The sequence below is a fragment of the Peribacillus simplex genome (genome assembly GCF_001578185.1).
GTDB lineage: Bacteria > Bacillota > Bacilli > Bacillales > DSM-1321 > Peribacillus > Peribacillus simplex_A.
In genome coordinates, this window is sequence record NZ_CP011008.1 from 98708 (window position 1) to 123075 (window position 24368).

At 41.5% G+C, this 24368-nt stretch carries 24 protein-coding genes and 2 other annotated features; all 24 genes read left to right on the forward strand.

The window, feature by feature from the left end; genetic code table 11:
* Positions 1–12: 12 nt before the first annotated feature.
* The 24 genes from UP17_RS00530 to rpoB all read left to right on the forward strand — a co-directional run bounded on the left by UP17_RS00530 (position 13) and on the right by rpoB (position 24276).
* On the forward strand, positions 13–564 hold the full coding sequence (locus UP17_RS00530) for a protein-arginine kinase activator protein McsA (RefSeq protein ID WP_061440356.1): 552 nt from the start codon (positions 13–15) through the stop codon (positions 562–564).
* Positions 561–1637, forward strand: coding sequence for a protein-arginine kinase McsB (locus tag UP17_RS00535; RefSeq protein WP_061440357.1), 1077 nt, complete (start codon positions 561–563; stop codon positions 1635–1637). The genes UP17_RS00530 and UP17_RS00535 overlap by 4 nt, the downstream gene beginning before the upstream one ends.
* A gap of 129 nt (positions 1638–1766) precedes the next feature.
* On the forward strand, positions 1767–4208 hold the full coding sequence (clpC, locus tag UP17_RS00540; protein ID WP_061440358.1) for an ATP-dependent protease ATP-binding subunit ClpC: 2442 nt from the start codon (positions 1767–1769) through the stop codon (positions 4206–4208).
* A 205-nt stretch (positions 4209–4413) separates the two neighbouring features.
* Positions 4414–5802: a DNA repair protein RadA gene (gene radA / locus UP17_RS00545; RefSeq protein ID WP_061440359.1), complete on the forward strand. Its 1389-nt coding sequence runs from the start codon at positions 4414–4416 to the stop codon at positions 5800–5802.
* A 2-nt stretch (positions 5803–5804) separates the two neighbouring features.
* On the forward strand, positions 5805–6878 hold the full coding sequence (gene disA, locus UP17_RS00550; protein ID WP_061440362.1) for a DNA integrity scanning diadenylate cyclase DisA: 1074 nt from the start codon (positions 5805–5807) through the stop codon (positions 6876–6878).
* Positions 6879–7103: 225 nt separating this feature from the next.
* On the forward strand, positions 7104–8183 hold the full coding sequence (locus UP17_RS00555) for a PIN/TRAM domain-containing protein (protein WP_061440363.1): 1080 nt from the start codon (positions 7104–7106) through the stop codon (positions 8181–8183).
* Between the two features lie 21 nt (positions 8184–8204).
* Positions 8205–8888: a 2-C-methyl-D-erythritol 4-phosphate cytidylyltransferase gene (ispD, locus tag UP17_RS00560; RefSeq protein ID WP_061440364.1), complete on the forward strand. Its 684-nt coding sequence runs from the start codon at positions 8205–8207 to the stop codon at positions 8886–8888.
* Between the two features lie 17 nt (positions 8889–8905).
* Complete coding sequence (gene ispF / locus UP17_RS00565; RefSeq protein WP_061440365.1) at positions 8906–9385, forward strand: 2-C-methyl-D-erythritol 2,4-cyclodiphosphate synthase; 480 nt, start codon at positions 8906–8908, stop codon at positions 9383–9385.
* Positions 9386–9475: 90 nt separating this feature from the next.
* The gene (gltX, locus tag UP17_RS00570) at positions 9476–10933 is read left to right on the forward strand and encodes a glutamate--tRNA ligase (protein WP_061440366.1); all 1458 of its coding nucleotides are present in this window, start codon (positions 9476–9478) and stop codon (positions 10931–10933) included.
* A 42-nt stretch (positions 10934–10975) separates the two neighbouring features.
* Positions 10976–11225, forward strand: a binding site (T-box leader).
* A gap of 80 nt (positions 11226–11305) precedes the next feature.
* Complete coding sequence (gene cysE, locus UP17_RS00580; protein ID WP_061440368.1) at positions 11306–11956, forward strand: serine O-acetyltransferase; 651 nt, start codon at positions 11306–11308, stop codon at positions 11954–11956.
* Between the two features lies 1 nt (position 11957).
* The gene (gene cysS / locus UP17_RS00585) at positions 11958–13355 is read left to right on the forward strand and encodes a cysteine--tRNA ligase (RefSeq protein ID WP_061440369.1); all 1398 of its coding nucleotides are present in this window, start codon (positions 11958–11960) and stop codon (positions 13353–13355) included.
* A gap of 3 nt (positions 13356–13358) precedes the next feature.
* Entirely contained in the window at positions 13359–13781 is a 423-nt protein-coding gene (locus tag UP17_RS00590; RefSeq protein ID WP_034305071.1) for a Mini-ribonuclease 3, read from the forward strand.
* Positions 13778–14521 carry a 23S rRNA (guanosine(2251)-2'-O)-methyltransferase RlmB gene (gene rlmB / locus UP17_RS00595; RefSeq protein WP_061440370.1) on the forward strand — a complete coding sequence of 248 codons (744 nt, stop codon included), beginning with the start codon at positions 13778–13780 and terminating at the stop codon, positions 14519–14521. Before UP17_RS00590 ends, rlmB begins: the two co-directional genes overlap by 4 nt.
* Before the next feature lie 4 nt (positions 14522–14525).
* Positions 14526–15035 carry an NYN domain-containing protein gene (locus tag UP17_RS00600; protein ID WP_061440371.1) on the forward strand — a complete coding sequence of 170 codons (510 nt, stop codon included), beginning with the start codon at positions 14526–14528 and terminating at the stop codon, positions 15033–15035.
* 85 nt (positions 15036–15120) lie between these two features.
* On the forward strand, positions 15121–15753 hold the full coding sequence (sigH, locus tag UP17_RS00605) for an RNA polymerase sporulation sigma factor SigH (protein WP_089364078.1): 633 nt from the start codon (positions 15121–15123) through the stop codon (positions 15751–15753).
* A gap of 185 nt (positions 15754–15938) precedes the next feature.
* On the forward strand, positions 15939–16088 hold the full coding sequence (gene rpmG, locus UP17_RS25875; RefSeq protein ID WP_081108654.1) for a 50S ribosomal protein L33: 150 nt from the start codon (positions 15939–15941) through the stop codon (positions 16086–16088).
* A 50-nt stretch (positions 16089–16138) separates the two neighbouring features.
* Entirely contained in the window at positions 16139–16321 is a 183-nt protein-coding gene (secE, locus tag UP17_RS00610) for a preprotein translocase subunit SecE (RefSeq protein WP_061440373.1), read from the forward strand.
* Positions 16322–16579: 258 nt separating this feature from the next.
* Positions 16580–17113, forward strand: a complete 534-nt coding sequence (gene nusG / locus UP17_RS00615) for a transcription termination/antitermination protein NusG (protein WP_061440374.1) — start codon at positions 16580–16582, stop codon at positions 17111–17113.
* A 174-nt stretch (positions 17114–17287) separates the two neighbouring features.
* Positions 17288–17713: a 50S ribosomal protein L11 gene (gene rplK, locus UP17_RS00620; RefSeq protein WP_034305057.1), complete on the forward strand. Its 426-nt coding sequence runs from the start codon at positions 17288–17290 to the stop codon at positions 17711–17713.
* 104 nt (positions 17714–17817) lie between these two features.
* Positions 17818–18513 carry a 50S ribosomal protein L1 gene (rplA, locus tag UP17_RS00625; protein ID WP_061440375.1) on the forward strand — a complete coding sequence of 232 codons (696 nt, stop codon included), beginning with the start codon at positions 17818–17820 and terminating at the stop codon, positions 18511–18513.
* 46 nt (positions 18514–18559) lie between these two features.
* Positions 18560–18710: a sequence feature (ribosomal protein L10 leader region), on the forward strand.
* Positions 18711–18749: 39 nt separating this feature from the next.
* Entirely contained in the window at positions 18750–19250 is a 501-nt protein-coding gene (rplJ, locus tag UP17_RS00630) for a 50S ribosomal protein L10 (protein ID WP_061440376.1), read from the forward strand.
* A 64-nt stretch (positions 19251–19314) separates the two neighbouring features.
* On the forward strand, positions 19315–19674 hold the full coding sequence (gene rplL / locus UP17_RS00635) for a 50S ribosomal protein L7/L12 (protein WP_053349071.1): 360 nt from the start codon (positions 19315–19317) through the stop codon (positions 19672–19674).
* A gap of 188 nt (positions 19675–19862) precedes the next feature.
* Complete coding sequence (locus UP17_RS00640; RefSeq protein WP_061465931.1) at positions 19863–20468, forward strand: class I SAM-dependent methyltransferase; 606 nt, start codon at positions 19863–19865, stop codon at positions 20466–20468.
* Positions 20469–20706: 238 nt separating this feature from the next.
* Positions 20707–24276, forward strand: coding sequence for a DNA-directed RNA polymerase subunit beta (gene rpoB, locus UP17_RS00645; RefSeq protein WP_061440377.1), 3570 nt, complete (start codon positions 20707–20709; stop codon positions 24274–24276).
* Positions 24277–24368 lie beyond the last annotated feature (92 nt).

Here is a 24368-nt window from a genome sequence, read left to right on the forward strand (position 1 = left end):
AGGTGATGAACGTTGATTTGCCAAGAATGTCATCAGAGGCCTGCTACCCTACACTTCACCAAAATCATCAATGGAAAAAAGACTGAAGTAATGATTTGTGAGAAATGTGCTCAGGAAAAAGGTGAGATGTTCATGGATGCAGGTGGACCTGTTTTTTCAATAAATAATTTATTAGCAGGATTGTTGAATATGGAGTCGAATATTCAACAGACAAAGGCAAATGCATTTCCGAAAACGGAAGAGGCGCGTTGCCCGCATTGTCATCGATCTTATAAAGAATTTGTCCATATTGGTAAGTTTGGCTGTGCCGAATGTTATAAAACATTCAATGATCAGTTAAACCCTATTTTAAAGAGGGTTCATAGCGGCAATACAGCACATATAGGGAAAATTCCAAAAAGGATTGGTGGCACCATATATCTTCGAAAGCAAATTCTGGACTTGAAAGAAGTTTTAAAGAATCACATTAATGAAGAGGAGTTTGAGAAAGCGGCTGAGGTAAGAGATAAGGTCCGTTCCCTTGAAAAAAGGTATGAAGCACAAGAGGGAGGCGAGGAACTATGAGCTTGGAAAAGTTTGTAGAAAACGCCTTGAGTTCCTGGATGAGTGCCGAAGGGCCGGAGATGGATATTGTATTGAGTTCCAGGATTCGGTTAGCCAGGAATTTCAAAGACTTTACCTTCCCAACCTCCTTTTCTAACGAAGAAGCTAAAAAAATTATTGAATTGGTCAAAAAAAGAATTGAACAGGAAGTAACTCCGGAAATTGGAAAACTGGAACTTTTAGAGATTGACCAATTACAGCCACTGGAAAAGCGCGTTCTCGTTGAAAAACATTTAATCAGTCCTCATTTAGTTGAAGGTTCAGCGAAAAGCGCATGTCTTCTTTCGGAAAATGAAGAAATAAGTATCATGATAAACGAAGAGGATCATCTCCGTATTCAGTGTTTAATGTCGGGGTTGCAGCTAAAGGAAACCTTAAAGATTGCAAATGTTCTTGACGATTGGATTGAAGAATCCATAGACTATGCATATGATGAAGAAAGAGGATACCTAACTAGTTGTCCAACTAATGTGGGGACAGGATTAAGGGCCTCAGTCATGATGCATCTGCCCGGTCTGGTCCTTACACAGCAGATAAATAATATCATACCGGCTATCAATCAATTGGGGTTGGTGGTTCGAGGGATTTATGGAGAGGGCAGTCAAGCGTTGGGGAATATCTTTCAAATCTCTAATCAAATCACTCTTGGAAAGTCGGAGAGGGATATCGTTGAAGATCTAACGAGTGTAGTGCAGCAAATCATAGCTCAGGAACGCTCAGCGAGGGATGCATTAGTTAGGACTTCCCACATACAATTAGAAGATAGGGTTTTCCGTTCATATGGGATATTGTCCAATGCTCGAATCATTGAGACCAAGGAAGCAGCTACCTGTATCTCCGATGTTAGGCTAGGTATAGATCTTGGGTATATAAAAAATATTTCTAAAAGCATTCTTAATGAGTTGATGATTTTGACACAGTCGGGATTTTTACAAAAGTACGCAGGTGGCCCTCTAAGATCCCATGAAAGGGATATCCGGAGAGCAGCACTCATACGAGAACGCTTGAATTTAACGGAATCTACCTCCTCATAGAGGTCATTAACCTCTGAGTGAGTACCAATATTCATGTAATAGATTTGGGGCAAGAAGAAGCTTCTGCCATTACTTAGAGAATTGTCAGCAATTTTATTCAAAACGAAAATTCTTAAGGAGGAATTCCCTATGATGTTTGGTCGTTTTACTGAAAGAGCCCAGAAAGTATTAGCATTAGCCCAAGAAGAGGCAATCCGTTTAGGTCATAATAATATTGGCACGGAACATATTTTACTGGGCCTTGTCCGAGAAGGTGATGGCATTGCAGCCAAAGCGTTATATGCACTTGGATTGGGTCCGGATAAGATACAGAAAGAAGTGGAAAATTTAATTGGCCGTGGACAGGATACGGCTCAAACGATACATTATACCCCAAGAGCCAAGAAAGTCATTGAGCTTTCCATGGATGAGGCAAGAAAATTAGGTCACTCATATGTTGGAACAGAACATGTACTTCTAGGTTTGATACGAGAAGGGGAAGGTGTAGCTGCCCGCGTGTTGAATAATCTGGGAGTTAGCTTAAATAAAGCTCGACAGCAGGTATTACAACTTTTGGGAAGCAATGAATCAGGTGGTCATCAAGGTTCAGCTGCCTCAAATGCAAGCACACCGACTTTGGATGGCCTTGCCCGTGATTTAACGGCCATTGCCCGGGAAGGAAGCTTGGATCCCGTTATCGGAAGAAGTAAGGAAATACAGCGTGTCATTGAAGTATTAAGCCGCCGTACAAAAAATAACCCAGTATTGATTGGTGAACCTGGGGTAGGTAAAACTGCCATTGCTGAAGGTCTTGCCCAACAGATCATCAATAATGAGGTACCTGAAATTTTACGTGATAAACGCGTAATGACACTTGATATGGGTACTGTTGTGGCTGGTACTAAATACCGTGGTGAATTTGAGGACCGATTGAAGAAAGTAATGGACGAAATTCGTCAAGCGGGTAATATCATCTTATTCATCGATGAATTGCACACATTGATTGGTGCAGGCGGTGCAGAAGGTGCCATCGATGCTTCGAATATCCTTAAACCATCATTGGCCCGTGGTGAATTACAATGTATCGGTGCTACTACTTTGGATGAGTACCGAAAGTATATTGAAAAAGATGCTGCGCTTGAACGTCGTTTCCAGCCAATCCAGGTCGATGAACCAACTATGCAAGAGTCCATTCAAATTCTAAAGGGTTTGCGTGACCGTTATGAAGCCCATCACCGTGTATCGATTACGGATGAAGCGATTGATGCCGCAGTCAAATTATCCGACCGTTATATTTCCGATCGCTTTTTACCGGATAAAGCGATTGACTTGATTGATGAAGCTGGATCCAAGGTTCGGTTGCGCTCATACACTACGCCTCCAAACTTAAAGGAACTTGAAGTGAAGCTAGATGATGTCCGTAAGGAAAAGGATGCTTCCGTTCAAAGCCAGGAATTTGAAAAAGCTGCATCGCTTCGCGATACAGAACAACGCTTAAGAGAACAATTGGAAGAAACGAAAAAGACTTGGAAAGAAAAACAAGGGCAAGAGAACAGTGAAGTGACTGTGGATGACATTGCACACGTCGTATCCAGCTGGACTGGAGTTCCAGTCACAAAACTGGCGCAAACAGAGTCAGATAAACTGCTTAATATGGAATCAATCCTCCACGATCGCGTAATCGGGCAGGAAGAGGCCGTCATTGCGGTTTCTAAAGCAGTACGGCGTGCAAGAGCAGGTTTGAAAGATCCTAAACGTCCAATTGGTTCATTCATCTTTCTGGGACCTACAGGGGTGGGTAAAACCGAGCTAGCCCGAGCTTTAGCTGAATCCATTTTTGGTGATGAAGATGCAATGATCCGCATTGATATGTCCGAATATATGGAGAAACATTCAACTTCACGTCTTGTTGGATCACCTCCAGGATATGTTGGATATGAAGAAGGCGGGCAGTTAACGGAAAAGGTGCGGAGGAAACCATATTCCGTCGTTCTGCTTGATGAAATAGAAAAGGCACATCCCGATGTCTTCAATATTCTTCTGCAAGTATTGGAAGACGGAAGACTGACGGATTCCAAGGGGCGTACTGTAGATTTCAGGAATACCATTCTGATTATGACATCGAATGTAGGGGCGTCTGCCTTAAAAACTGATAAGTATGTCGGCTTTAACATCCAGGATACTGGCCAGGACTACAAGAATATGAAAGGGAAAGTGATGGAAGAACTCAAACGTGCATTCCGTCCGGAATTCCTGAATCGTATTGACGAAACTATCGTTTTCCACTCATTAGAGAAGGACCATTTGAAACAAATCGTTACATTGATGTCGAATCAACTTACTACCCGTTTGAAAGAACAGGAAATTTACTTGGAGCTGACAGATGCGGCTAGAGAAAAAATTGCTACGGAAGGTTTTGATCCTGAATATGGGGCACGACCAATCCGCAGGGCACTTCAGAAGCATGTAGAAGATTATCTCTCCGAAGAGTTGCTTAAAGGTAATGTGAAAAAAGGGCAAACGGTCGTGATGGATGTTGTGAATAATGAGTTTGCAATCCGACAAGGCGAGCCTGTCAATATAAGTGAATAACCTGATTCTAAACTTCGAGGTACACGCAGATTTTTTTGCAGTGTACCTCTGTTTTTTATCCGTAGGTAGAAATGAGTATAAGTCGGACAAGGTAGAGTTAGAGTAGTTATTTTTTTAAAAAAACTTAGCCTTAAGAAGGTTTAAATAAAACGGAGGTATAATATCCTTAATATAGGTATTTTTTCCAAAGGAAGAGGAGTAATTTATGGCTGTAAAAAAGAAAACCAAATTTATGTGTCAGTCTTGTGGATATGAGTCAGCGAAATGGATGGGGAAATGCCCAGGATGCGGTGAATGGAACAAAATGGTCGAGGAAACTGAAATCGTTAAACCTGCTAGAAAAGGTGCATTTACCAATTCAGAGGTCAGAGGTTCCGGAGAGCGGGAGAAGGCAGCACCCATAACTACTATTCAATCAGAAAAAGAACCCCGGATTAAGACGGATTTAATGGAATTGAATCGTGCTCTTGGGGGCGGGATCGTACAGGGATCCCTTGTTTTGATTGGGGGGGATCCGGGTATCGGTAAATCGACCCTACTTTTGCAGGTATCTTCCCAATTGGCGCATAAACAGAAAAAAGTGCTTTATATATCAGGCGAAGAATCAGTCAAGCAGACCAAGTTGAGAGCGGATCGGCTTGGGACCATGTCAGAAAATCTACTGGTTTATGCTGAAACCGATATGGACTATATCCAACAGGCGATTACAGAGGTGAAACCGGATTTGGTCATTATTGACTCCATTCAAACGGTGTACCATTCGGAGGTTACATCTGCTCCGGGAAGCGTTTCACAAGTGAGGGAGTGCACAGCCTCACTCATGCGTATTGCTAAAACGAATGGGATTGCGATCTTTATCGTCGGGCATGTTACAAAGGAAGGTACCATTGCAGGGCCTCGGCTGCTAGAGCATATGGTAGACACCGTTTTATATTTCGAGGGAGAAAGACACCATACATATCGAATTATACGTGCGGTCAAGAACCGCTTTGGTTCGACGAATGAGATGGGTATTTTTGAAATGAAAGAACATGGCTTGGAAGAGGTTGCGAATCCATCGGAAATTTTCCTTGAAGAACGGTCGCAAGGAGCGTCTGGTTCTACAGTCGTTGCATCCATGGAAGGAACAAGGCCAGTGCTTGTCGAAATTCAAGCATTGATTTCACCTACGAGTTTTGGCAATCCAAGGCGGATGGCCACAGGGATTGACCACAATCGGGTTTCGCTCTTAATGGCTGTTCTGGAAAAGAGGGTGGGCCTGTTGCTCCAAAATCAAGATGCGTATTTAAAGGTTGCTGGTGGTGTCAAGCTGGATGAACCGGCAATTGATCTCGCTGTCGCAATCAGCATTGCCTCGAGCTTCCGTGATAAACCAACAAACCCTGCCGATTGCATCATTGGTGAAGTGGGGCTGACAGGGGAGGTAAGAAGGGTGTCACGAATTGAGCAAAGGGTGCAGGAAGCAGCAAAACTAGGGTTTGAGCGGGTTATAATACCGGCGAATAATATAGGGGGATGGACTGCGCCAAAAGGTATTAAGATCGTTGGTGTTTCATCGGTTTCAGAGGCTCTTCAACAAGTGTTAGGGGGTTAAGTATGACAGATAAAAAAGGGTATGAGAAAACAAAACTGGAGATTCTGCAAATTGTAGCTCCGGGTACCCCGCTTCGGGAGGGTATTGAAAATGTCCTGAGGGCAAATACGGGTGGTTTGATAGTGGTCGGATATAACGAGAAGGTTCGAACGATTGTAGATGGCGGCTTCGAAATTAACTGTAACTGTACCCCAAGTACATTGTATGAGCTGGCGAAGATGGACGGGGCCATCATTTTAAATGAAAAGGCCGATACGATCATTTTCGCAAATGCCCAATTAGTTCCCGATAATAGTACACCTTCCACAGAAACGGGAATGCGGCATCGGACAGCGGAACGTGTAGCAAGGGAGACCAAATCGTTGGTCATTGCAATCTCACAACGTCGGAATGTCATAACTTTATATCAAGGCAATTTCCGGTATGCCCTCAAAGATATAGGAGTCATACTCGCCAAGGCTAATTTAGCCATTCAAACCTTGGAAAAATACAAGGTGGTTCTACAGCAGAGCATATCGGTATTAGGAGCACTGGAGTTTGAGGAAATCGTGACCTATGCCGACCTTTTGCAGGTATTTCACCGTTATGTAATGGTACTCAGAATCAAGGCGGAGCTATTAACGTATCTTAATGAGCTTGGTACGGAAGGAAGATTGATCCGTCTGCAGATGAATGAGATCCTGGCGGATATTGAAACGGAAGGGAAGTGGCTTATCAAGGATTATACCTCCAGCAATGATGAAAAACCTGAGGAAATCATTTCTCGGCTTCAAGAGTTGGCGATGCAGGAAAAACTGGACGAAAGCATACTTCTAAAGGTGCTGGGCTATCACGGATACATACATCTTGATGAGTCAGTACACCCCCGTGGTTACCGTATTCTTCATAAAATCCCACGCTTGCCGGGTTTGATCATCGAAAATTTAGTGAAACAGTTCGGAAGCTTTAGCGAAGTCAATAAAGCAACGGTTGAAAACCTTGACGATGTAGAGGGTATTGGCGAAGTCCGTGCCAATAAAATTAAAGAGGGGCTCCGTATTTTAAAAAATCAACTGGTTACAAATAGAAGGATGTAATGTGCAGCTTGCCATTAAAATTTTCCTGAATTAGCTTGAAATGAATAGTGTTTATTTTTGACACTCAAAACTCAGGGTGCTAGGCTAATATTACGAAATAGAGAAGGAGTCATATTTGTAAATCCACTAATTCCTTAGGTGAATTTCACGTATATAATGAAAACGAATTTTCGAAGGTTTCATTTTATTTTATTGGTCAATAATGAATAGAGGGAGGTGAAAGGGATGTTAAAACGCATTATACAAGCATGCTTCTTAATAGTCGGCGGAACACTGGGAATGTTACTTATTCCAGAATTATTAATTGTTTTACATGCAGATGATATTGCTTTAATAAACAATCCTTATGTAAGTGTACTGTTGGGTGCCATTATCTTTTATCTTATTACTTTTTGGGCAGTAGATCATGTGATCTATTTTATGAAGTGGCTGGAGGAACAGCTTGTTAAGATACCAATTACGGACATAATCTTTGGCAGCGTCGGTCTTTTAGTGGGGCTGCTTGCGGCGTTCCTGGTTGGCTCCGCCTTCAGTGCCATCAAGGTGGTTCCGATCATCCTTACGCTTTTATTTGGTTATCTTGGTTTCCAGGTGGGCTTTAAAAAACGGGATGAACTATTGAATCTATTCACGAAAAATAATAAGAAAAAGAATTCCGAGGGTGAAGCAGGCGAAGAGGATGAAGAGGGTTATAGCAAGCGGCTGAAGATTCTCGATACAAGCGTCATCATTGACGGCAGAATTGCGGATATCTGTCAGACAGGATTTCTAGAGGGGACCATAGTCATCCCTCAATTCGTATTAAACGAACTACAGCACATTGCTGATTCATCTGATGCCTTGAAAAGGAATCGTGGAAGACGTGGTTTGGATATCCTTAATCGGATTCAAAAAGACCTTCCGATTAAGGTGGAGATGTATGAGGGAGATTTTGAAGATATTCAGGAAGTGGACAGTAAACTGGTGAAGCTTGCCAAAATATCGGGCGGAATGGTCGTTACCAATGATTTCAATTTAAATAAAGTATGTGAGTTTCAAAATGTGGCGGTCCTTAATATCAATGACCTAGCCAATGCCGTTAAACCTGTTGTACTTCCTGGGGAAGAGATGAATGTACAGGTCATTAAGGACGGGAAAGAGCAGAACCAGGGCATCGCTTATTTAGACGATGGTACAATGATCGTTGTCGAGGGTGGCCGTGACCATATTGGAAAACGCATCGATGTACTTGTCACAAGTGTACTGCAAACCTCTGCAGGTCGTATGATATTCGCTAAACCGAAACTATTAGAAAAAGCATTATAAAGAAGAGTAGGAGAAACCGTCATGTTTTATGAAGTAGTGATACCTGCAGCTGGACAAGGAAAAAGAATGAAGGCGGGCAAGAATAAACTTTTTATTGAACTATCGGGTATCCCGATTATTGTTTATACACTACGTGTCTTCGAAGAAGATCCTGACTGTCGGGGGATTATCCTTTCGATAAACCCGGCAGAAAAGGATTATTTCAGTCAATTGATATCAAAGTATGGGCTTAAAAAGGTCAAGAAACTCGTCATGGGCGGCAAGGAGCGCCAACAAAGCGTTTATAATGGGCTGCAACATGCAGGAGAAGAAATCATCCTGGTCCATGACGGAGCTCGCCCTTTTATCGATCTGGGGCAAATCAGTGAATTGACTACCGCCGCTTCCCTTCATGGAGGTGCCGTTATTGCAGTGCCAGTTAAGGATACGATTAAAAAAGCGGCAAACAAAAAGGTATTGGAAACGGTGGAACGATCAAGCTTGTGGGCGGTACAAACTCCACAGGCTTTTCGTGTATCCATATTAAAAAGGGCGCATGAAGAGGCAGAGGCTGAAGCATTTTTAGGGACGGACGATGCAAGTTTGCTAGAACGGATCAATGAACAGGTAGTTATTATTGAGGGCAATTATGATAATATTAAAATTACGACTCAGGAAGACCTTTATTTTGCAGAAGCGATTTTACATAAAAAACATGGAAAATGATGATTGGGGAGAATGATATGTTTCGAATTGGACAAGGATATGACGTTCATCAGCTTGTTGAGGGAAGACCTTTGATTATTGGTGGAATTACTATTCCGCATGAGAAAGGTTTGCTAGGTCATTCTGATGCGGATGTCCTTCTGCATACTGTTGCTGATGCTTGCTTGGGGGCAATTGGTGCAGGGGATATCGGAAAGCATTTTCCGGATACGGATCCTGAATTTAAAGATGCCGATTCGGCAAAACTGCTGCAGTATATTTGGGCGATTGTAAAAAAAGAAGGATATACCCTAGGCAATGCGGATTGTACAATCATTGCACAAAGCCCGAAAATGGCACCATATATTGAAGCGATGCGAGGCAGGATTGCAGAACTTTTAGATGCCTCGATAGATAGAATTAATGTAAAGGCGACCACTACTGAGAAACTTGGGTTTACAGGCAGAAGCGAAGGAATCGCGGCACAGGCTGTTGTCTTATTAGTTAAATCTAACTAAATTCATTTTTAGAGTGGATGCCTTTATCCCAATGTATATAAATGATAAAATAAACAATAGAAAAGAACGACTGGGAGGTCTATATATATCATGAGCAGCGATATTCGAGTTCGCTATGCACCGAGTCCTACTGGACATTTACATATAGGTAATGCACGGACGGCTTTATTTAATTATTTATACGCACGAAATAAAGGCGGGAAGTTCATCATCCGCATTGAAGATACCGACCAAAAGAGGAATATTGAAGGCGGCGAGGAAAGTCAGCTTAAATATTTGAAATGGCTTGGAATGGACTGGGATGAAGGTGTTGATGTTGGCGGTGAATACGGTCCATATCGTCAATCCGAACGGAACGACCTTTATCAGGAATTATATCAAGAACTTTTAGGTAAGGGTTTGGCTTATAAATGCTATTGTACGGAAGAAGAGCTTGAAGCAGAGCGAGAAGGACAGGTCGAACGGAACGAAACGCCAAAATATTCAGGGAAGTGCAAGCATTTAACTGAAGAAGAGCAAGCGAAACTGGTGGCTGAAGGAAGAAAACCAAGCATTCGCTTTGCCGTTCCAGCGGGGAAAGTCCTTACTTTCAAAGATATGGTTAAGGATGACGTTTCGTTTGAAACAGATGGTTTTGGTGATTTTGTTATCGTTAAAAAAGATGGAATCCCAACCTATAACTTTGCAGTTGCAGTCGATGATCACTTGATGAAGATTTCCCATGTCCTGCGTGGTGATGACCATATCTCCAATACTCCAAAACAATTGATGATTTATGAAGCATTTGGATGGGAACCGCCGGTATTCGGACATATGACGCTGATTGTAAACGAAAGCAGGAAGAAACTGAGTAAACGTGATGAGTCGATCATTCAATTCATTGAGCAATATGAAGAGCTTGGTTATGTACCTGAAGCTTTATTCAATTTCATTACGTTACTAGGATGGTCTCCGGTTGGGGAGGAAGAGATTTTCACGAAAGAAGAGTTCATTAATCTTTTCGATGCAGATCGATTGTCTAAATCACCTGCACTTTTCGATAAGCAAAAGCTTACATGGATGAATAACCAATACGTGAAGCAATTGGACAGCGATCGTGCAGTGGAATTGTCAATGCCTCACTTAATTAAAGCAGGGAAGGTTTCGGAGACACTAACTGCTGAAGAAGCAGAGTGGGTACACGGCCTAGTTTCCCTTTTTCAAGAGCAGATGAGCTATGGAGCGGAAATAGTTGAGCTATCTGAACTGTTTTTCAAGGATGAGGTCGAGTTCGAGCCAGAAGCTAAGGAAGTGTTGGCTGAAGAACAGGTACCTGAAGTCATGAAAGCTTTCCTTCAGGAAATCGAGGGGCTTGAAGAATTTAAAGCGGACGAAATCAAGAAGTCGATAAAAGCGGTACAAAAAAGCACAGGGCATAAAGGGAAAAAATTATTCATGCCGATAAGGGCTGCCGTCACGGGTCAAACACATGGCCCTGACTTGCCTAAGGCGATTTCATTACTGGGCAAAGAAAAAATTAAACAGCGAATTCAGAGTATTTTATATTAACAATTTGTCGAAAATGTAATATAGTATTTAATAATCTTACAAAAGAACGCGTAGATGGGGAGAAGTAAGCAAACGAAGCTTTTTAGAGAGAACCATAACCTGCTGAAAGTGGTTCAAGCCTCTCGTTGTCTGAAATGCACCCTTGAGTCCTTTGCTGAACTAACCTATAGTAGGCACAGGCGGAATGTCCTCCGTTACAGGGATTAAAGTTGGGGATGAAAAAAACAGGGGAACGCTTTACCTGCTTCGTGCATCCCAAACAGAGTGGAACCGCGCTAAAAGCGTCTCTGTCTATTTGGACAGAGACGCTTTTTTATATGCTTTAAAAGCTTCAAAGGGGATGTTGGAAAAGGGACATAGGGGGGGATCATTTTGTTAAAGATGTTTAAAGAGGATATCGAAGTGGTTTTTGATCAAGATCCTGCTGCACGCAGTTATTTCGAAGTCATTTTGACGTATGCGGGTTTACATGCTATTTGGAGCCATAGGATGGCTCACGCACTATTTAAGAAGAAGTTCTTTTTCCTGGCGAGAAGTATATCTCAAATCAGTCGGTTTTTTACCGGAATTGAAATCCATCCAGGGGCCACCATTGGCCGTCGTTTCTTCATTGACCACGGAATGGGGATCGTCATTGGCGAAACTTGTGAAATTGGTGACAATGTGTCTGTCTTTCAAGGTGTAACCCTAGGGGGGACGGGAAAGGAAAAGGGAAAACGTCATCCTACGATAAAGGATAATGTGTTGATTGCAACAGGAGCAAAAGTGCTGGGTTCCATTACTGTTGGTGAAAACTCCAAAATCGGTGCCGGATCAGTCGTTTTAAAGGAAGTGCCACCTAATTCAACAGTTGTGGGCATTCCAGGTAAAGTGGTCATTCAAGATGGTATCAAAATCAACAAAGACCTAAATCATTGTGATCTTCCTGATCCAATTAATGATCGCTTTAAGGAATTGGATAGCGAGATCAGGTCCTTAAGAGCGAAGCTGGCTGAACAGAAGCAGGAAGAAAGGAGTCTATAATATGGCGATTAAAATATATAACACAGCTACAAGAAAAAAGGAAACCTTCGTCCCAATTGAAGAGGGAAAGGTGAAAATGTACGTATGTGGACCCACTGTCTACAATTACATTCATATTGGGAATGCAAGACCGGCAATCGTTTTTGATACCGTTCGTAGGTATTTGGATTACCGTGGATATGATGTGCAATTCGTTTCGAACTTTACGGATGTGGATGATAAGCTGATTCGTGCGGCAAAAGAATTGGGGGAAGATGTCCCAACCATATCAGAGCGATTCATCAAGGCTTATTTTGAAGACGTTTCGGCATTGGGCTGCAAAAAAGCGGATGCTCACCCAACCGTAATGGAGAACATGGATGCAATCATTGAATTCATCTCGGCATTAATTGAGAAAGGATTCGCTTATGAATCTGAAGGGGATGTGTATTACCGCACTCGTAAGTTTGATGGGTATGGAAAACTTTCACATCAGTCCATCGATGAGTTGCGAGTGGGGGCCCGTATTGAAATTGGGGAGAAAAAACAAGATGCCCTTGATTTTGCCCTTTGGAAAGCGGCCAAGGATGATGAAATATCTTGGGAGAGCCCATGGGGGAGAGGGCGTCCTGGCTGGCATATCGAGTGCTCCGCAATGGTCAAAAAGTATTTGGGGGATACAATCGATATTCATGCAGGAGGTCAAGATCTAGCTTTCCCGCATCATGAAAATGAAATTGCACAATCCGAAGCATTAACAGGCAAGACCTTTGCGAATTATTGGATGCATAACGGGTATATAAATATTGAGAATGAAAAAATGTCTAAGTCCTTAGGCAATTTCGTTCTTGTTCATGACATCATTCAGAAGCATGACCCACAAGTGTTACGCTTCTTCATGTTATCCGTTCATTACCGTCATCCCATCAATTATAGTGAAGAAGTGCTTGAAAATGTAAAAGCGTCTCTTGATCGGTTACGGACATCTTATCAAAACTTAAAGCATCGTCTTCAAGTAAGCGACGGATTGACTGAGAATAATGATGTTTGGTTGGAGAAACTTAATGAATTACATGAACAATTCACTAAGGAAATGGACGATGATTTTAACACTGCTAATGCAATTTCCATACTCTTTGAACTTTCCAAACAGGCAAATTATTACTTGATGGAGAAAAATACAGACAAGGAAGTCATTGATGCGTTCCTTGAAAAATTCAATATCTTATTTTCTGTCCTAGGTTTGTCCCTTGAAGAAGAGGGGCTTTTGGATGAAGAAATTGAAGGTTTGATCCAGCAGAGGATTCAAGCGCGGAAAGACCGCAATTTTGGGTTATCTGATGAAATTCGTGATCGATTGAAAAACATGAACATCATATTAGAGGATACCCCTCAAGGTACAAGATGGAAAAGAGGGTAATTAATGCTTCATTACGATAGTAAGGTAGATGCTAAAATGCTGAACAGTCTTGCTTTAGCTTATATAGGTGATGCCGTATACGAAACGTATATCCGGCATCATCTCATTCAAAAAGGAGCGGTCAAGCCCAACCTTCTTCACAAAAAAGCTACATCTTTTGTAGCGGCTAAGGCTCAAAATAAAATTATCCATTTTTTCCTGGAGTCAGATTGGTTATCGGAAGAGGAATCCGCCGTCGTTCGGCGCGGCCGAAATGCAAAATCCGGTACTGTACCGAAGAATACAGATGTGCAAACGTATCGTTACAGTACAGCCTTTGAGGCACTAATGGGATTTTTGTATTTATCCGGTCGGATAGAAAGAATGGAAGAACTTATCAAAAAATCTATTGAATACATTGAAGAAGAAAAGGGGAGTAACCCATGAGCGAAGAATATATCATTGGCAGAAACCCCGTATTGGAAGCTCTTCGCTCCGAACGGGACATTAATAAAATTTGGATAGCTGAGGGCTCACAAAAAGGCTCGATGCTTCCACTCATCGGTCTGGCTAAGGAAAAGAAGGTATTCGTGCAAATCGTACCGAAGAAAAAAATTGACCAAATGGCAGAAGGCATCCATCAAGGTGTTGTCGCACAAGTGGCTGCATATGAATATGTGGAATTGGATGACTTATTCGCAAAAGCGGCTGAACGGGATGAAGCACCTTTTTTCATGATTCTTGATGAAGTTGAAGATCCGCATAATTTAGGTTCAATCATGAGGACCGCTGATGCAGTCGGGGCCCATGGAATCATCATTCCGAAAAGAAGAGCGGTGGGCTTGACGGCAACTGTGGCCAAAGCCTCGACGGGTGCAATCGAATATATTCCGGTAGCTCGCGTTACAAATTTGGCAAGGGCAGTCGAAGAGTTGAAAGAGCGTGGAGTATGGATAGTCGGTACCGATGCGAAAGGAAGCGATGATTACCGTAACATGGACGGAAAAATGCCTATCGGACTTGTTATCGGTAGTGAAGGAAAAGGTATGGCCCGGTTAATGAAGGATAAATGTGACTTTCTCATCCGTCTCCCTATGGCAGGACAAGTAACATCGTTAAATGCATCGGTAGCAGCCGGTTTATTGATGTATGAGGTTTATAGAAAAAGAAATCCCCTAGGGCAATGATGGGATGAATATTCTGTTGGTGGACGGTTATAACATTATTGGAGCCTGGCCGGAACTGAGAGAATTAAAAGAAAGGGATCTTGCTGCTGCAAGAGACCGGTTGATTGAAATGATGGCGGAATATCAAGCATTTACCGGATACCGTGTAATTATCGTATTTGATGCTCAATACGTTCAGGGAATTGCCCGTATATTCAAAAATCACAAAGTTGACGTAATTTTTACAAAAGAAAATGAGACTGCCGATGAAAGAATAGAAAAGATGGCCATTGAACTGAATAACGTCAAAACGCAAATTCAAGTGGCAACCTCTGACTTCACGGAACAGTGGGTGATCTTTGGTCAAGGGGCTCTAAGGAAATCCGCTCGTGAATTGCTTATTGAAATGGAAGAAATTCAAGGGGAAATCAAGAAAGATGTAAGAAAAACAACGACGATAAAACCTGCAGCTAAAATTCCTTTAAGTGAAGAAGTGGCAGAAATTTTCGAAAAATGGCGCCGGGGTAAAATTTGAACCATTGACGGGTAAATTTTACCTGCTGTATAATATTTCTATCTGAGTCAGGTCAGGGGGATATAATGTGGGTCTCAAATTCGGAATGAAACTGAACGAAAAGTATCTGCAGTTTGAGGATGATGAATTGATAAGGTTGGTACACACTGGAGACAGTGAAGCGCTGGATTACTTGATCCAAAAGTATCGTAATTTTGTTAGAGCAAAGGCAAGGACTTATTTCTTAATTGGTGCAGATAAGGAAGACATCGTGCAAGAAGGTATGATTGGTTTATATAAAGCCGTCCGTGATTTTAAAGGGGATAAGTTATCTTCCTTTAAAGCATTTGCAGAACTGTGCATTACGAGGCAGATCATTACAGCTATCAAAACAGCAACACGTCAAAAACATATTCCGCTCAATTCCTATGTTTCCCTGGACAAACCCATTTATGATGAGGAATCGGACCGAACTCTAATGGATATTATATCGGGTACGAAAGTTTTGGACCCGGAAGAACTGATCATCAACCAAGAAGAGTTTGACGATATCGAATTAAAGATGGCTGAGCTCCTGAGTGATCTTGAGAGAAAAGTGTTAGCTCTTTACCTGGATGGACAAACCTACCAAGAAATTTCGGAAGAGTTGAACCGGCATGTTAAGTCAATCGACAACGCCCTTCAGCGGGTGAAAAGAAAGCTCGAGCGCTATCTGGAAGTAAGGGAAATCAGTTTATAATCCCTCCGCTTTTTCCGCTTAATTTCATCTGTCCCTTCTCCACATGGTAGTTTATTATTCACTATGTTAGAAACCGATATTTTGATTTCCGGTATCCATAATGGGCTAAACCTGCTTTGATATTGACAATAAAAGACAGCCGTGATAAGGTTTTATGGATATAGTAGATAGGATAGGTGTATCTAATGCGAAAAAAAATAGTTCTTGCCTGCATTGATTGCGGTTCAAGAAATTATAGTTATGAGAGCAAACAATCGACAAGCGGCGAACGCCTGGAAATCAAGAAATTTTGCAGTACGTGCAACTCACACTCGATTCATAAAGAAACGAAATAACCGTTTTATAAATAGATTGACAGAAGCTTCTAATGCTTGGAGGTACATTCATGAAACGTTTTACCGAATTTTTCAGCGGTGTCGCTCGCGAAATGCAAAAAGTAAGCTGGCCGAAACGCAAGGAGCTTACCAAATATACAATCGTGGTAGTAACGACTGTATTGTTTATGGCTTTTTTCTTTACAGTGGTCGATTTGGGCATTTCCGAATTAATTCGCTTAGTTATTGAATAAGAGATTCGAAAATAAGGTATAATAGTGATAGAATAATATGTGTCAGCAGAAAAGCCCGGAAACGGGTTTTTTAATTTGTCTTTTTTATGAAGTGAAGAAGTTCCAAATCGAGCACTGCTGTAATATGAATCATCACAATATATTCTAGTTAAGCCGGGATGACGCCGGAATTGGCTTTTTGGCTAAAACGTTCAAAGATAAAGATTAATAAAGAAAATGATTGATTGCAGGGAGGGAAGGACTTTAAAGTCCTAACACATGGAAAAGAATTGGTATGTAGTTCACACCTATTCAGGTTACGAGAACAAAGTTAAGGCTAACTTGGAAAAACGTGTGGAAACTATGGGGATGGAAGATAAGATCTTTCGCGTTGTAGTTCCAGAAGAAGAAGAAACGGAAATGAAAGATGGCAAAAAGAAAGTGACCAAAAAGAAAGTATTTCCAGGTTATGTATTAGTTGAGATCATCATGACGGATGATTCTTGGTATGTAGTCCGGAATACACCTGGTGTAACTGGTTTCGTAGGTTCATCTGGAGCTGGGTCAAAACCGACTGCGTTGCTACCGGAAGAAATTGAAGTCGTTCTTAAACGAATGGGCGTAGATGAAAGTAAATTCGAAGTTGATTTTGAAATCGGCGAAACCGTTCAAGTTAAAGAAGGACCTTTTGCAACCTTTGCAGGGCCGATTGAAGAACTTGATAAAGATAAAGGTAAAGTAAGGGTCCTAGTCAATATGTTCGGCCGTGATACACCGGTTGAACTTGATTTTAATCAAGTGGAAAAATTATAAACGGAAAAAAACTTGAAATTACCTTTTGAAAGTGGTAAAATTTCAAAGGTCAGTATGTTTCAATTTTTAGGCCTCAACGATACAAGCATTCTTTATTAATATATAAAGAATTCAAGATGAGTGGGAGGGTATACCCCTATTACCACATCACGGACTTATAAGGAGGTGTGTCTCGTGGCTAAAAAAGTAATTAAAATGGTTAAATTGCAAATTCCTGCTGGTAAAGCGAATCCGGCACCGCCAGTCGGTCCTGCATTAGGTCAAGCTGGTGTAAACATCATGGGATTCTGTAAGGAGTTCAACGCTCGTACAGCAGATCAAGCTGGTCTAATTATTCCTGTTGAAATCACGGTATTTGAAGACCGTTCATTTACATTCATTACAAAAACTCCACCGGCTGCAGTATTGCTTAAGAAAGTAGCTGGTATCGAGTCTGGTTCTGGTGAACCTAACCGTAATAAAGTTGCTACAGTCAAGCGTGATCAAGTGCGCGAGATTGCTGAAACTAAAATGCCTGACCTAAACGCTGCAAGCGTTGAAGCTGCAATGCGTATGGTTGAAGGTACTGCTCGCAGCATGGGTATTGTCATCGAAGACTGATCCATGTAATTGCTATTTGTTTCTACGGGGTTGCGATTGATACTCGCAACCTTTATTCGTGGGAGGTTATTCCGTTAAAACCACAATTTAGGAGGATTTATATCATGGCGAAAAAAGGTAAAAAGTATCTTGAAGCAGCTAAGCTTGTAGAAGTTTCTAAGGCTTATGCTGTAACTGAAGCAATCGAAGTTGCTAAAAAAGCAAACTTCGCAAAATTCGATGCGACTGTTGAAGTGGCTTTCCGTTTAGGCGTAGACCCTAAGAAAGCTGACCAACAAATTCGTGGAGCGGTTGTTCTACCGAATGGTACTGGTAAAACTCAACGCGTATTAGTATTCGCTAAAGGCGAAAAAGCAAAAGAAGCGGAAGCTGCTGGTGCTGACTACGTTGGTGAATCTGACTTCATCAACAAAATCCAACAAGGATGGTTCGAATTCGATGTAATCGTTGCGACTCCAGACATGATGGGTGAAGTTGGTAAACTTGGCCGCGTATTAGGACCTAAAGGTTTAATGCCTAACCCTAAAACTGGCACAGTAACATTCGACGTAACAAAAGCTGTTAATGAAATCAAGGCTGGTAAAGTTGAATACCGCGTAGATAAAGCTGGAAACATCCATGCTCCAATCGGTAAAGTATCTTTCGAGGATGCTAAACTAGTGGAAAACTTCACTACTATCTATGATACATTAATGAAAGTTAAACCTGCGGCTGCTAAAGGAACTTACATGAAAAACGTTTCTGTAACAACTACAATGGGCCCTGGTGTGAAAGTTGATCCTTCTACTTTCAATAAATAATTGACATTCCAAAACTATTATTGTTATAATAAGTTTTGTTGTGAATAAATGAATATCATTTGTACCGTAGACAGTAGGTGCTCCATTCGAGCTTAATTCCCTGCCGAGGTAATTCGATAATAATAGTCCTTGACTATGACTTTTGAAATTACTGCCTTCATGTCTGCAATAGAGATGAAGGCTTTTTCTTTGAAACGGTATAAATGTTTTCAAGCAAATCTACAGGAGGTGTAAGGATGAACGCAATTATTGAACAAAAGCAAAAAATCGTTGCTGAGATTACTGATAAATTAACTGCAAGCCAATCAACAGTAGTTGTTGACTACCGTGGATTGACTGTTGCTGAATTAACAGAACTTCGTAAGCAACTTCGTGAAGCTGGCGTTGAGTTTAAGGTTTACAAAAACTCTTTAACTCGTCGTGCTGCTGAAAGTGCTGAACTTAGCACTTTGAACGAATCATTAACAGGACCAAACGCAATTGCATTCTCAAATGAAGATGTTATTGCGCCAGCAAAAATCCTTAACGATTTTGCGAAAAAACATGAAGCGTTAGAAATCAAAGCTGGAGTTATCGAAGGAAATGTTGCAACTGCAGAAGAAATTAAAGCTCTTGCAGAACTACCTTCACGCGAAGGCCTACTTTCAATGCTACTCAGCGTGCTACAAGCACCTATGCGCGGACTTGCTCTTGCTACAAAAGCAGTTGCAGATCAAAAAGAAGAACAAGGCGCGTAAGCTAACCGCTTATTTAGCCTATTGATTCAAAAAAAAAACCAACCATTTCGAGGAGGAAATAACAATGACTAAAGATCAAATCTTAGAAGCAGTTAAAAACATGACTGTTTTAGAATTAAACGACCTTGTAAAAGCAATCGAAGAAGAATTTGGCGTAACTGCTGCTGCACCTGTAGCTGTAGCTGCTGCTGGTGGCGCTGCTGCTGAAGAGCAAACTGAGTTTGATGTAATCCTTACATCTGCTGGAGACCAAAAAATCAAAGTAATCAAAGCTGTACGTGAAGTAACAGGTCTTGGACTTAAAGAAGCAAAAGAACTTGTTGACAACACTCCAAAAGCAATCAAAGAAGGCGCTTCTAAAGAAGAAGCTGAAGAAGTTAAAGCTAAACTTGAAGAAGTTGGAGCTGGCGTTGAAGTTAAGTAATCTTGCATAAACAAAAAGCTCGCTATCACTGGCGGGCTTTTTTCTTCATTTTAAAGAAAATGACGGAAATTTGCCGTTAATGGTTTGATTAAAAGGATTTCGTCAAACATCCCGGCATGCAAGCATCCATTCTTCAAATCTCTTCTCAATAAATCTTCAATATTCCTTTCTGATAGGGGGAGATGACTCTGACAGAGCATTACTACTCACATAAACCGGATGTCGTAAGCAATCCGAAATTTTGGGATTTTACATTAAAGGGACGTACCTTTCGCTTCAAAAGTGATAATGGTGTTTTTTCGAAAAAAGAAGTTGATTTCGGATCGCGTCTTTTGGTTGAAAGTTTTAACCTAGATGAAGCTGTAGAAGGAGATATTCTTGATGTTGGTTGCGGTTATGGACCAATCGGAATATCGATTGCGGCAGCTTATCCCGATCGAACGATAGAAATGATTGATATAAATAGCCGGGCAGTTGAATTGTCAAAAGAGAATGCCGCTTCTAATGGGATTGCAAATGTAAAGATTTACGCAAGTGATCGTTTTGACAAAGTTGGCTCCAATCAATTCGCAGCAATTCTTACGAACCCTCCCATTCGCGCAGGCAAAAGTGTAGTCCACGAAATTTTAGAAGAAGGCTATCGCAGTTTGGTGGCTGGTGGAGAATTATGGGTTGTCATTCAAAAAAAACAAGGAGCTCCATCCGCTATGGATAAAATGGAGCAATTATTTGGAAATATTGAAGTGCCCGTTAAGAAAAAAGGTTACTATATACTATTATCCAAAAAGGTTTGACTCTAAATTTTCGCTATGTTAGTATTATAAAATGCATATATATAATTCCGTAACTATGCAATTTTTATACCATTGGTGTATAACCAATGGATAATATGGGAAAAATATATAAATAATAGTTCGTTTTATGAGAAATAGTGGTTTTTAAAATAAAAACCATTTTCTTTTTGTCTATGGAAATGATTCCTTTTCCGAGGCAATTGGATCCTTATAACGCTTGATTTAAGGGGTGAATCAGTTGACAGGTCAACTTGTTCAGTATGGACGACACCGCCAACGTAGAAGTTATGCAAGAATCAGTGAGGTTTTGGATCTTCCGAATCTGATTGAAATTCAAACAGCTTCTTATCAATGGTTTCTAGATGTAGGTTTAAAGGAAATGTTCCAGGATATTTCTCCTATTGAGGATTTTACAGGTAATTTATCGTTAGAATTCATCGATTACAGCTTAGCTGAGCCGAAGTATTCTGTAGAAGAAACAAAAGAACGCGATGTTACGTATTCTGCACCGCTTCGAGTGAAAGTGCGCCTTGTTAACAAAGAAACAGGGGAAGTGAAAGACCAGGATGTATTTATGGGCGACTTCCCGCTGATGACTGAAACAGGTACATTTGTAATCAATGGTGCTGAACGGGTAATTGTATCCCAATTAGTGCGCTCACCGAGTGTTTACTACAATGGTAAAATGGATAAAAACGGTAAGCTTGGATTCTCTGCGACCGTTATTCCTAACCGTGGTGCATGGCTTGAATATGAAACAGACGCCAAGGATGTTGTGTATGTTCGAATCGATCGCACCAGGAAATTGCCTATCACGGTATTGATGCGTGCCCTTGGATTCGGAACAGATCAAGAAATCATTGATTTGATTGGAGACAACGAATACCTTCGCAACACTCTTGAAAAGGATAACACCGAGAGTGTAGATAAAGCATTGCTAGAAATCTATGAGCGTCTACGCCCAGGTGAACCACCTACTGTCGATAACGCGAAAAGTCTTTTAGTATCCCGCTTTTTTGATCCAAAACGTTATGATTTAGCAAATGTAGGTCGTTATAAAATAAACAAAAAACTGCATATTAAGAACCGTTTATTCGGACAGCGTATTGCAGAGACCTTGATTGATCCTGAAACAGGAGAAATCATCGTGGAAAAAGGTACAATGCTTGATCGTCGGACTCTTGATAGGATCCTGCCTCATATCGAAGCTGGAATCGGATTCAAAACATTCCATCCATCAGGTGGTGTAGTAGAAGAAGAAACCCTTCTTCAACCTATTAAAGTGTTTGCACCAAATGATGCTGAAGGCGAAAAAGTAATCAATATCATCGGTAATGCCTATGTGACCGACCAGGTCAAAAACATTACTCCAGCTGATATCATTTCTTCCATTAGTTATTTCTTTAACTTATTGCATGGTGTGGGAATCACGGATGACATTGACCATTTAGGTAACCGTCGTCTGCGTTCCGTTGGTGAATTGCTGCAAAACCAATTTAGAATTGGTTTATCCCGTATGGAGCGTGTCGTTCGTGAAAGAATGTCTATTCAGGATACGAATACAATTACTCCGCAGCAACTAATTAACATTCGCCCAGTAATTGCATCAATTAAAGAATTCTTTGGAAGCTCACAGCTTTCCCAATTCATGGATCAAACGAACCCGTTGGCTGAATTGACGCATAAACGTCGTCTATCTGCATTAGGACCTGGTGGTTTGACACGTGAGCGTGCGGGCTTTGAAGTACGTGACGTTCATTATTCCCACTATGGCCGCATGTGTCCGATTGAAACGCCTGAGGGACCAAATATTGGTTTGATTAACTCATTATCCAGTTTTGCTAAGGTTAACCCATATGGCTTCATTGAAACACCATATCGCCGTGTGGATCCCGAAACAGGCAAAATTACAAGCCAAATCGATTACTTAACAGCTGATGAGGAAGATAATTATGTAGTTGCCCAAGCGAATGTACGTCTATCAGATGACGGGTCATTCCTTGATAATGACGTTGTTGCACGTTTCCGCGGTGAAAATACCGTTGTTCCGCGTGACCGCGTAGATTACATGGATGTATCTCCTAAACAGGTTGTATCTGCTGCGACAGCATGTATTCCTTTCTTGGAAAATGATGACTCCAACCGTGCCCTTATGGGAGCGAACATGCAACGTCAAGCAGTGCCTTTGCTGCAACCGGAAGCCCCTCGAGTCGGAACGGGTATGGAATATGTTTCAGCGAAAGACTCCGGTGCTGCTGTCATCTGTAAACACCCTGGTATCGTAGAACACGTTGAATCACGTGAAGTATGGGTACGTAGGGTAAGTGAAGTTGACGGACAGCAAGTAAAAGGAAATCTTGATAAATACCGTCTATTAAAATTCATTCGTTCTAACCAAGGAACGTGCTATAATCAACGCCCTATCGTAAGTGTTGGCGACAACGTTGTAAAAGGTGAGATTCTTGCTGATGGTCCTTCAATGGAAAAAGGTGAGTTAGCACTTGGACGTAACGTATTGGTTGCCTTCATGACATGGGATGGATATAACTATGAAGATGCCATCATCATGAGCGAACGATTGGTTAAAGATGATGTGTACACTTCTATTCATATTGAAGAATATGAATCTGAATCACGCGATACAAAATTAGGGCCTGAAGAAATCACCCGTGATATCCCTAATGTAGGGGAAGATGCGCTTCGTAATCTTGATGAGCGCGGAATTATCCGTGTTGGTGCAGAAGTAAAAGACGGAGACCTTCTAGTTGGTAAAGTCACGCCTAAAGGTGTAACGGAATTGACTGCTGAGGAACGTTTATTACATGCAATCTTCGGTGAAAAAGCACGTGAAGTAAGAGATACATCACTTCGTGTACCTCACGGCGGCGGTGGAATCGTCCTTGATGTTAAAGTATTTAACAGAGAAGATGGCGATGAACTTCCTCCTGGTGTAAACCAACTTGCACGTGTATATATTGTACAAAAACGTAAAATCCATGAAGGCGATAAAATGGCTGGACGACATGGTAATAAAGGGGTAATCTCCAGGATCCTTCCTGAGGAAGATATGCCTTATTTACCAGATGGCACTCCAGTCGACATCATGTTAAACCCATTGGGTGTACCTTCACGTATGAACATCGGTCAGGTGTTGGAGCTTCACTTAGGTATGGCTGCACGCGCACTTGGCATTCATGTAGCATCTCCTGTATTTGATGGTGCTACTGAGGAAGATGTTTGGGGTACGATTGAAGAAGCCGGGATGTCCCGTGATGCAAAAACTGTCCTTTATGATGGCCGTTCAGGTGAAGCATTCGATAACCGTGTATCCGTTGGTGTCATGTATATGATCAAACTGGCACATATGGTCGACGATAAACTTCATGCACGTTCAACTGGACCTTACTCCCTTGTTACGCAGCAACCACTTGGTGGTAAAGCGCAATTTGGTGGACAGCGTTTCGGTGAGATGGAAGTATGGGCACTTGAAGCTTATGGTGCTGCTTATACATTACAAGAAATCTTAACCGTTAAATCAGATGATGTCGTTGGTCGTGTTAAAACGTACGAAGCGATTGTCAAAGGTGAAAATGTCCCTGAACCAGGTGTTCCCGAGTCCTTCAAAGTATTGATTAAGGAGCTTCAAAGTTTAGGATTGGATGTTAAAATTCTTAATGCTGAAGATCGTGAAATCGAAATGCGAGATTTGGAAGATGAAGAAGAAGCCAACCAAGCAGACAAGTTAAGCCTTGATTCAGAAACTAAAGATATGGTTGCTTCCGAAGTAGGGGCACCTGTCAAAGAATAAAATCAAATATAAACATATCTAGTTATATATTACCCGCTCTGACTGGCAGCAAGATGTTTCTTTGAAGATCATGCTGCCTTGTTAGAGCATTA

Coding starts and splice junctions, on each gene's coding strand:
- UP17_RS00535 (WP_061440357.1), top strand. CDS start 561: ATGAGCTTGGAAAAGTTTGTAGAAAACGCCTTGAGTTCCTGGATGAGT.
- clpC (WP_061440358.1), top strand. CDS start 1,767: ATGATGTTTGGTCGTTTTACTGAAAGAGCCCAGAAAGTATTAGCATTA.
- radA (WP_061440359.1), top strand. CDS start 4,414: ATGGCTGTAAAAAAGAAAACCAAATTTATGTGTCAGTCTTGTGGATAT.
- disA (WP_061440362.1), top strand. CDS start 5,805: ATGACAGATAAAAAAGGGTATGAGAAAACAAAACTGGAGATTCTGCAA.
- UP17_RS00555 (WP_061440363.1), top strand. CDS start 7,104: ATGTTAAAACGCATTATACAAGCATGCTTCTTAATAGTCGGCGGAACA.
- ispD (WP_061440364.1), top strand. CDS start 8,205: ATGTTTTATGAAGTAGTGATACCTGCAGCTGGACAAGGAAAAAGAATG.
- ispF (WP_061440365.1), top strand. CDS start 8,906: ATGTTTCGAATTGGACAAGGATATGACGTTCATCAGCTTGTTGAGGGA.
- gltX (WP_061440366.1), top strand. CDS start 9,476: ATGAGCAGCGATATTCGAGTTCGCTATGCACCGAGTCCTACTGGACAT.
- cysS (WP_061440369.1), top strand. CDS start 11,958: ATGGCGATTAAAATATATAACACAGCTACAAGAAAAAAGGAAACCTTC.
- UP17_RS00590 (WP_034305071.1), top strand. CDS start 13,359: ATGCTTCATTACGATAGTAAGGTAGATGCTAAAATGCTGAACAGTCTT.
- rlmB (WP_061440370.1), top strand. CDS start 13,778: ATGAGCGAAGAATATATCATTGGCAGAAACCCCGTATTGGAAGCTCTT.
- UP17_RS00600 (WP_061440371.1), top strand. CDS start 14,526: ATGAATATTCTGTTGGTGGACGGTTATAACATTATTGGAGCCTGGCCG.
- sigH (WP_089364078.1), top strand. CDS start 15,121: ATGAAACTGAACGAAAAGTATCTGCAGTTTGAGGATGATGAATTGATA.
- rpmG (WP_081108654.1), top strand. CDS start 15,939: ATGCGAAAAAAAATAGTTCTTGCCTGCATTGATTGCGGTTCAAGAAAT.
- secE (WP_061440373.1), top strand. CDS start 16,139: ATGAAACGTTTTACCGAATTTTTCAGCGGTGTCGCTCGCGAAATGCAA.
- nusG (WP_061440374.1), top strand. CDS start 16,580: ATGGAAAAGAATTGGTATGTAGTTCACACCTATTCAGGTTACGAGAAC.
- rplA (WP_061440375.1), top strand. CDS start 17,818: ATGGCGAAAAAAGGTAAAAAGTATCTTGAAGCAGCTAAGCTTGTAGAA.
- rplJ (WP_061440376.1), top strand. CDS start 18,750: ATGAACGCAATTATTGAACAAAAGCAAAAAATCGTTGCTGAGATTACT.
- rplL (WP_053349071.1), top strand. CDS start 19,315: ATGACTAAAGATCAAATCTTAGAAGCAGTTAAAAACATGACTGTTTTA.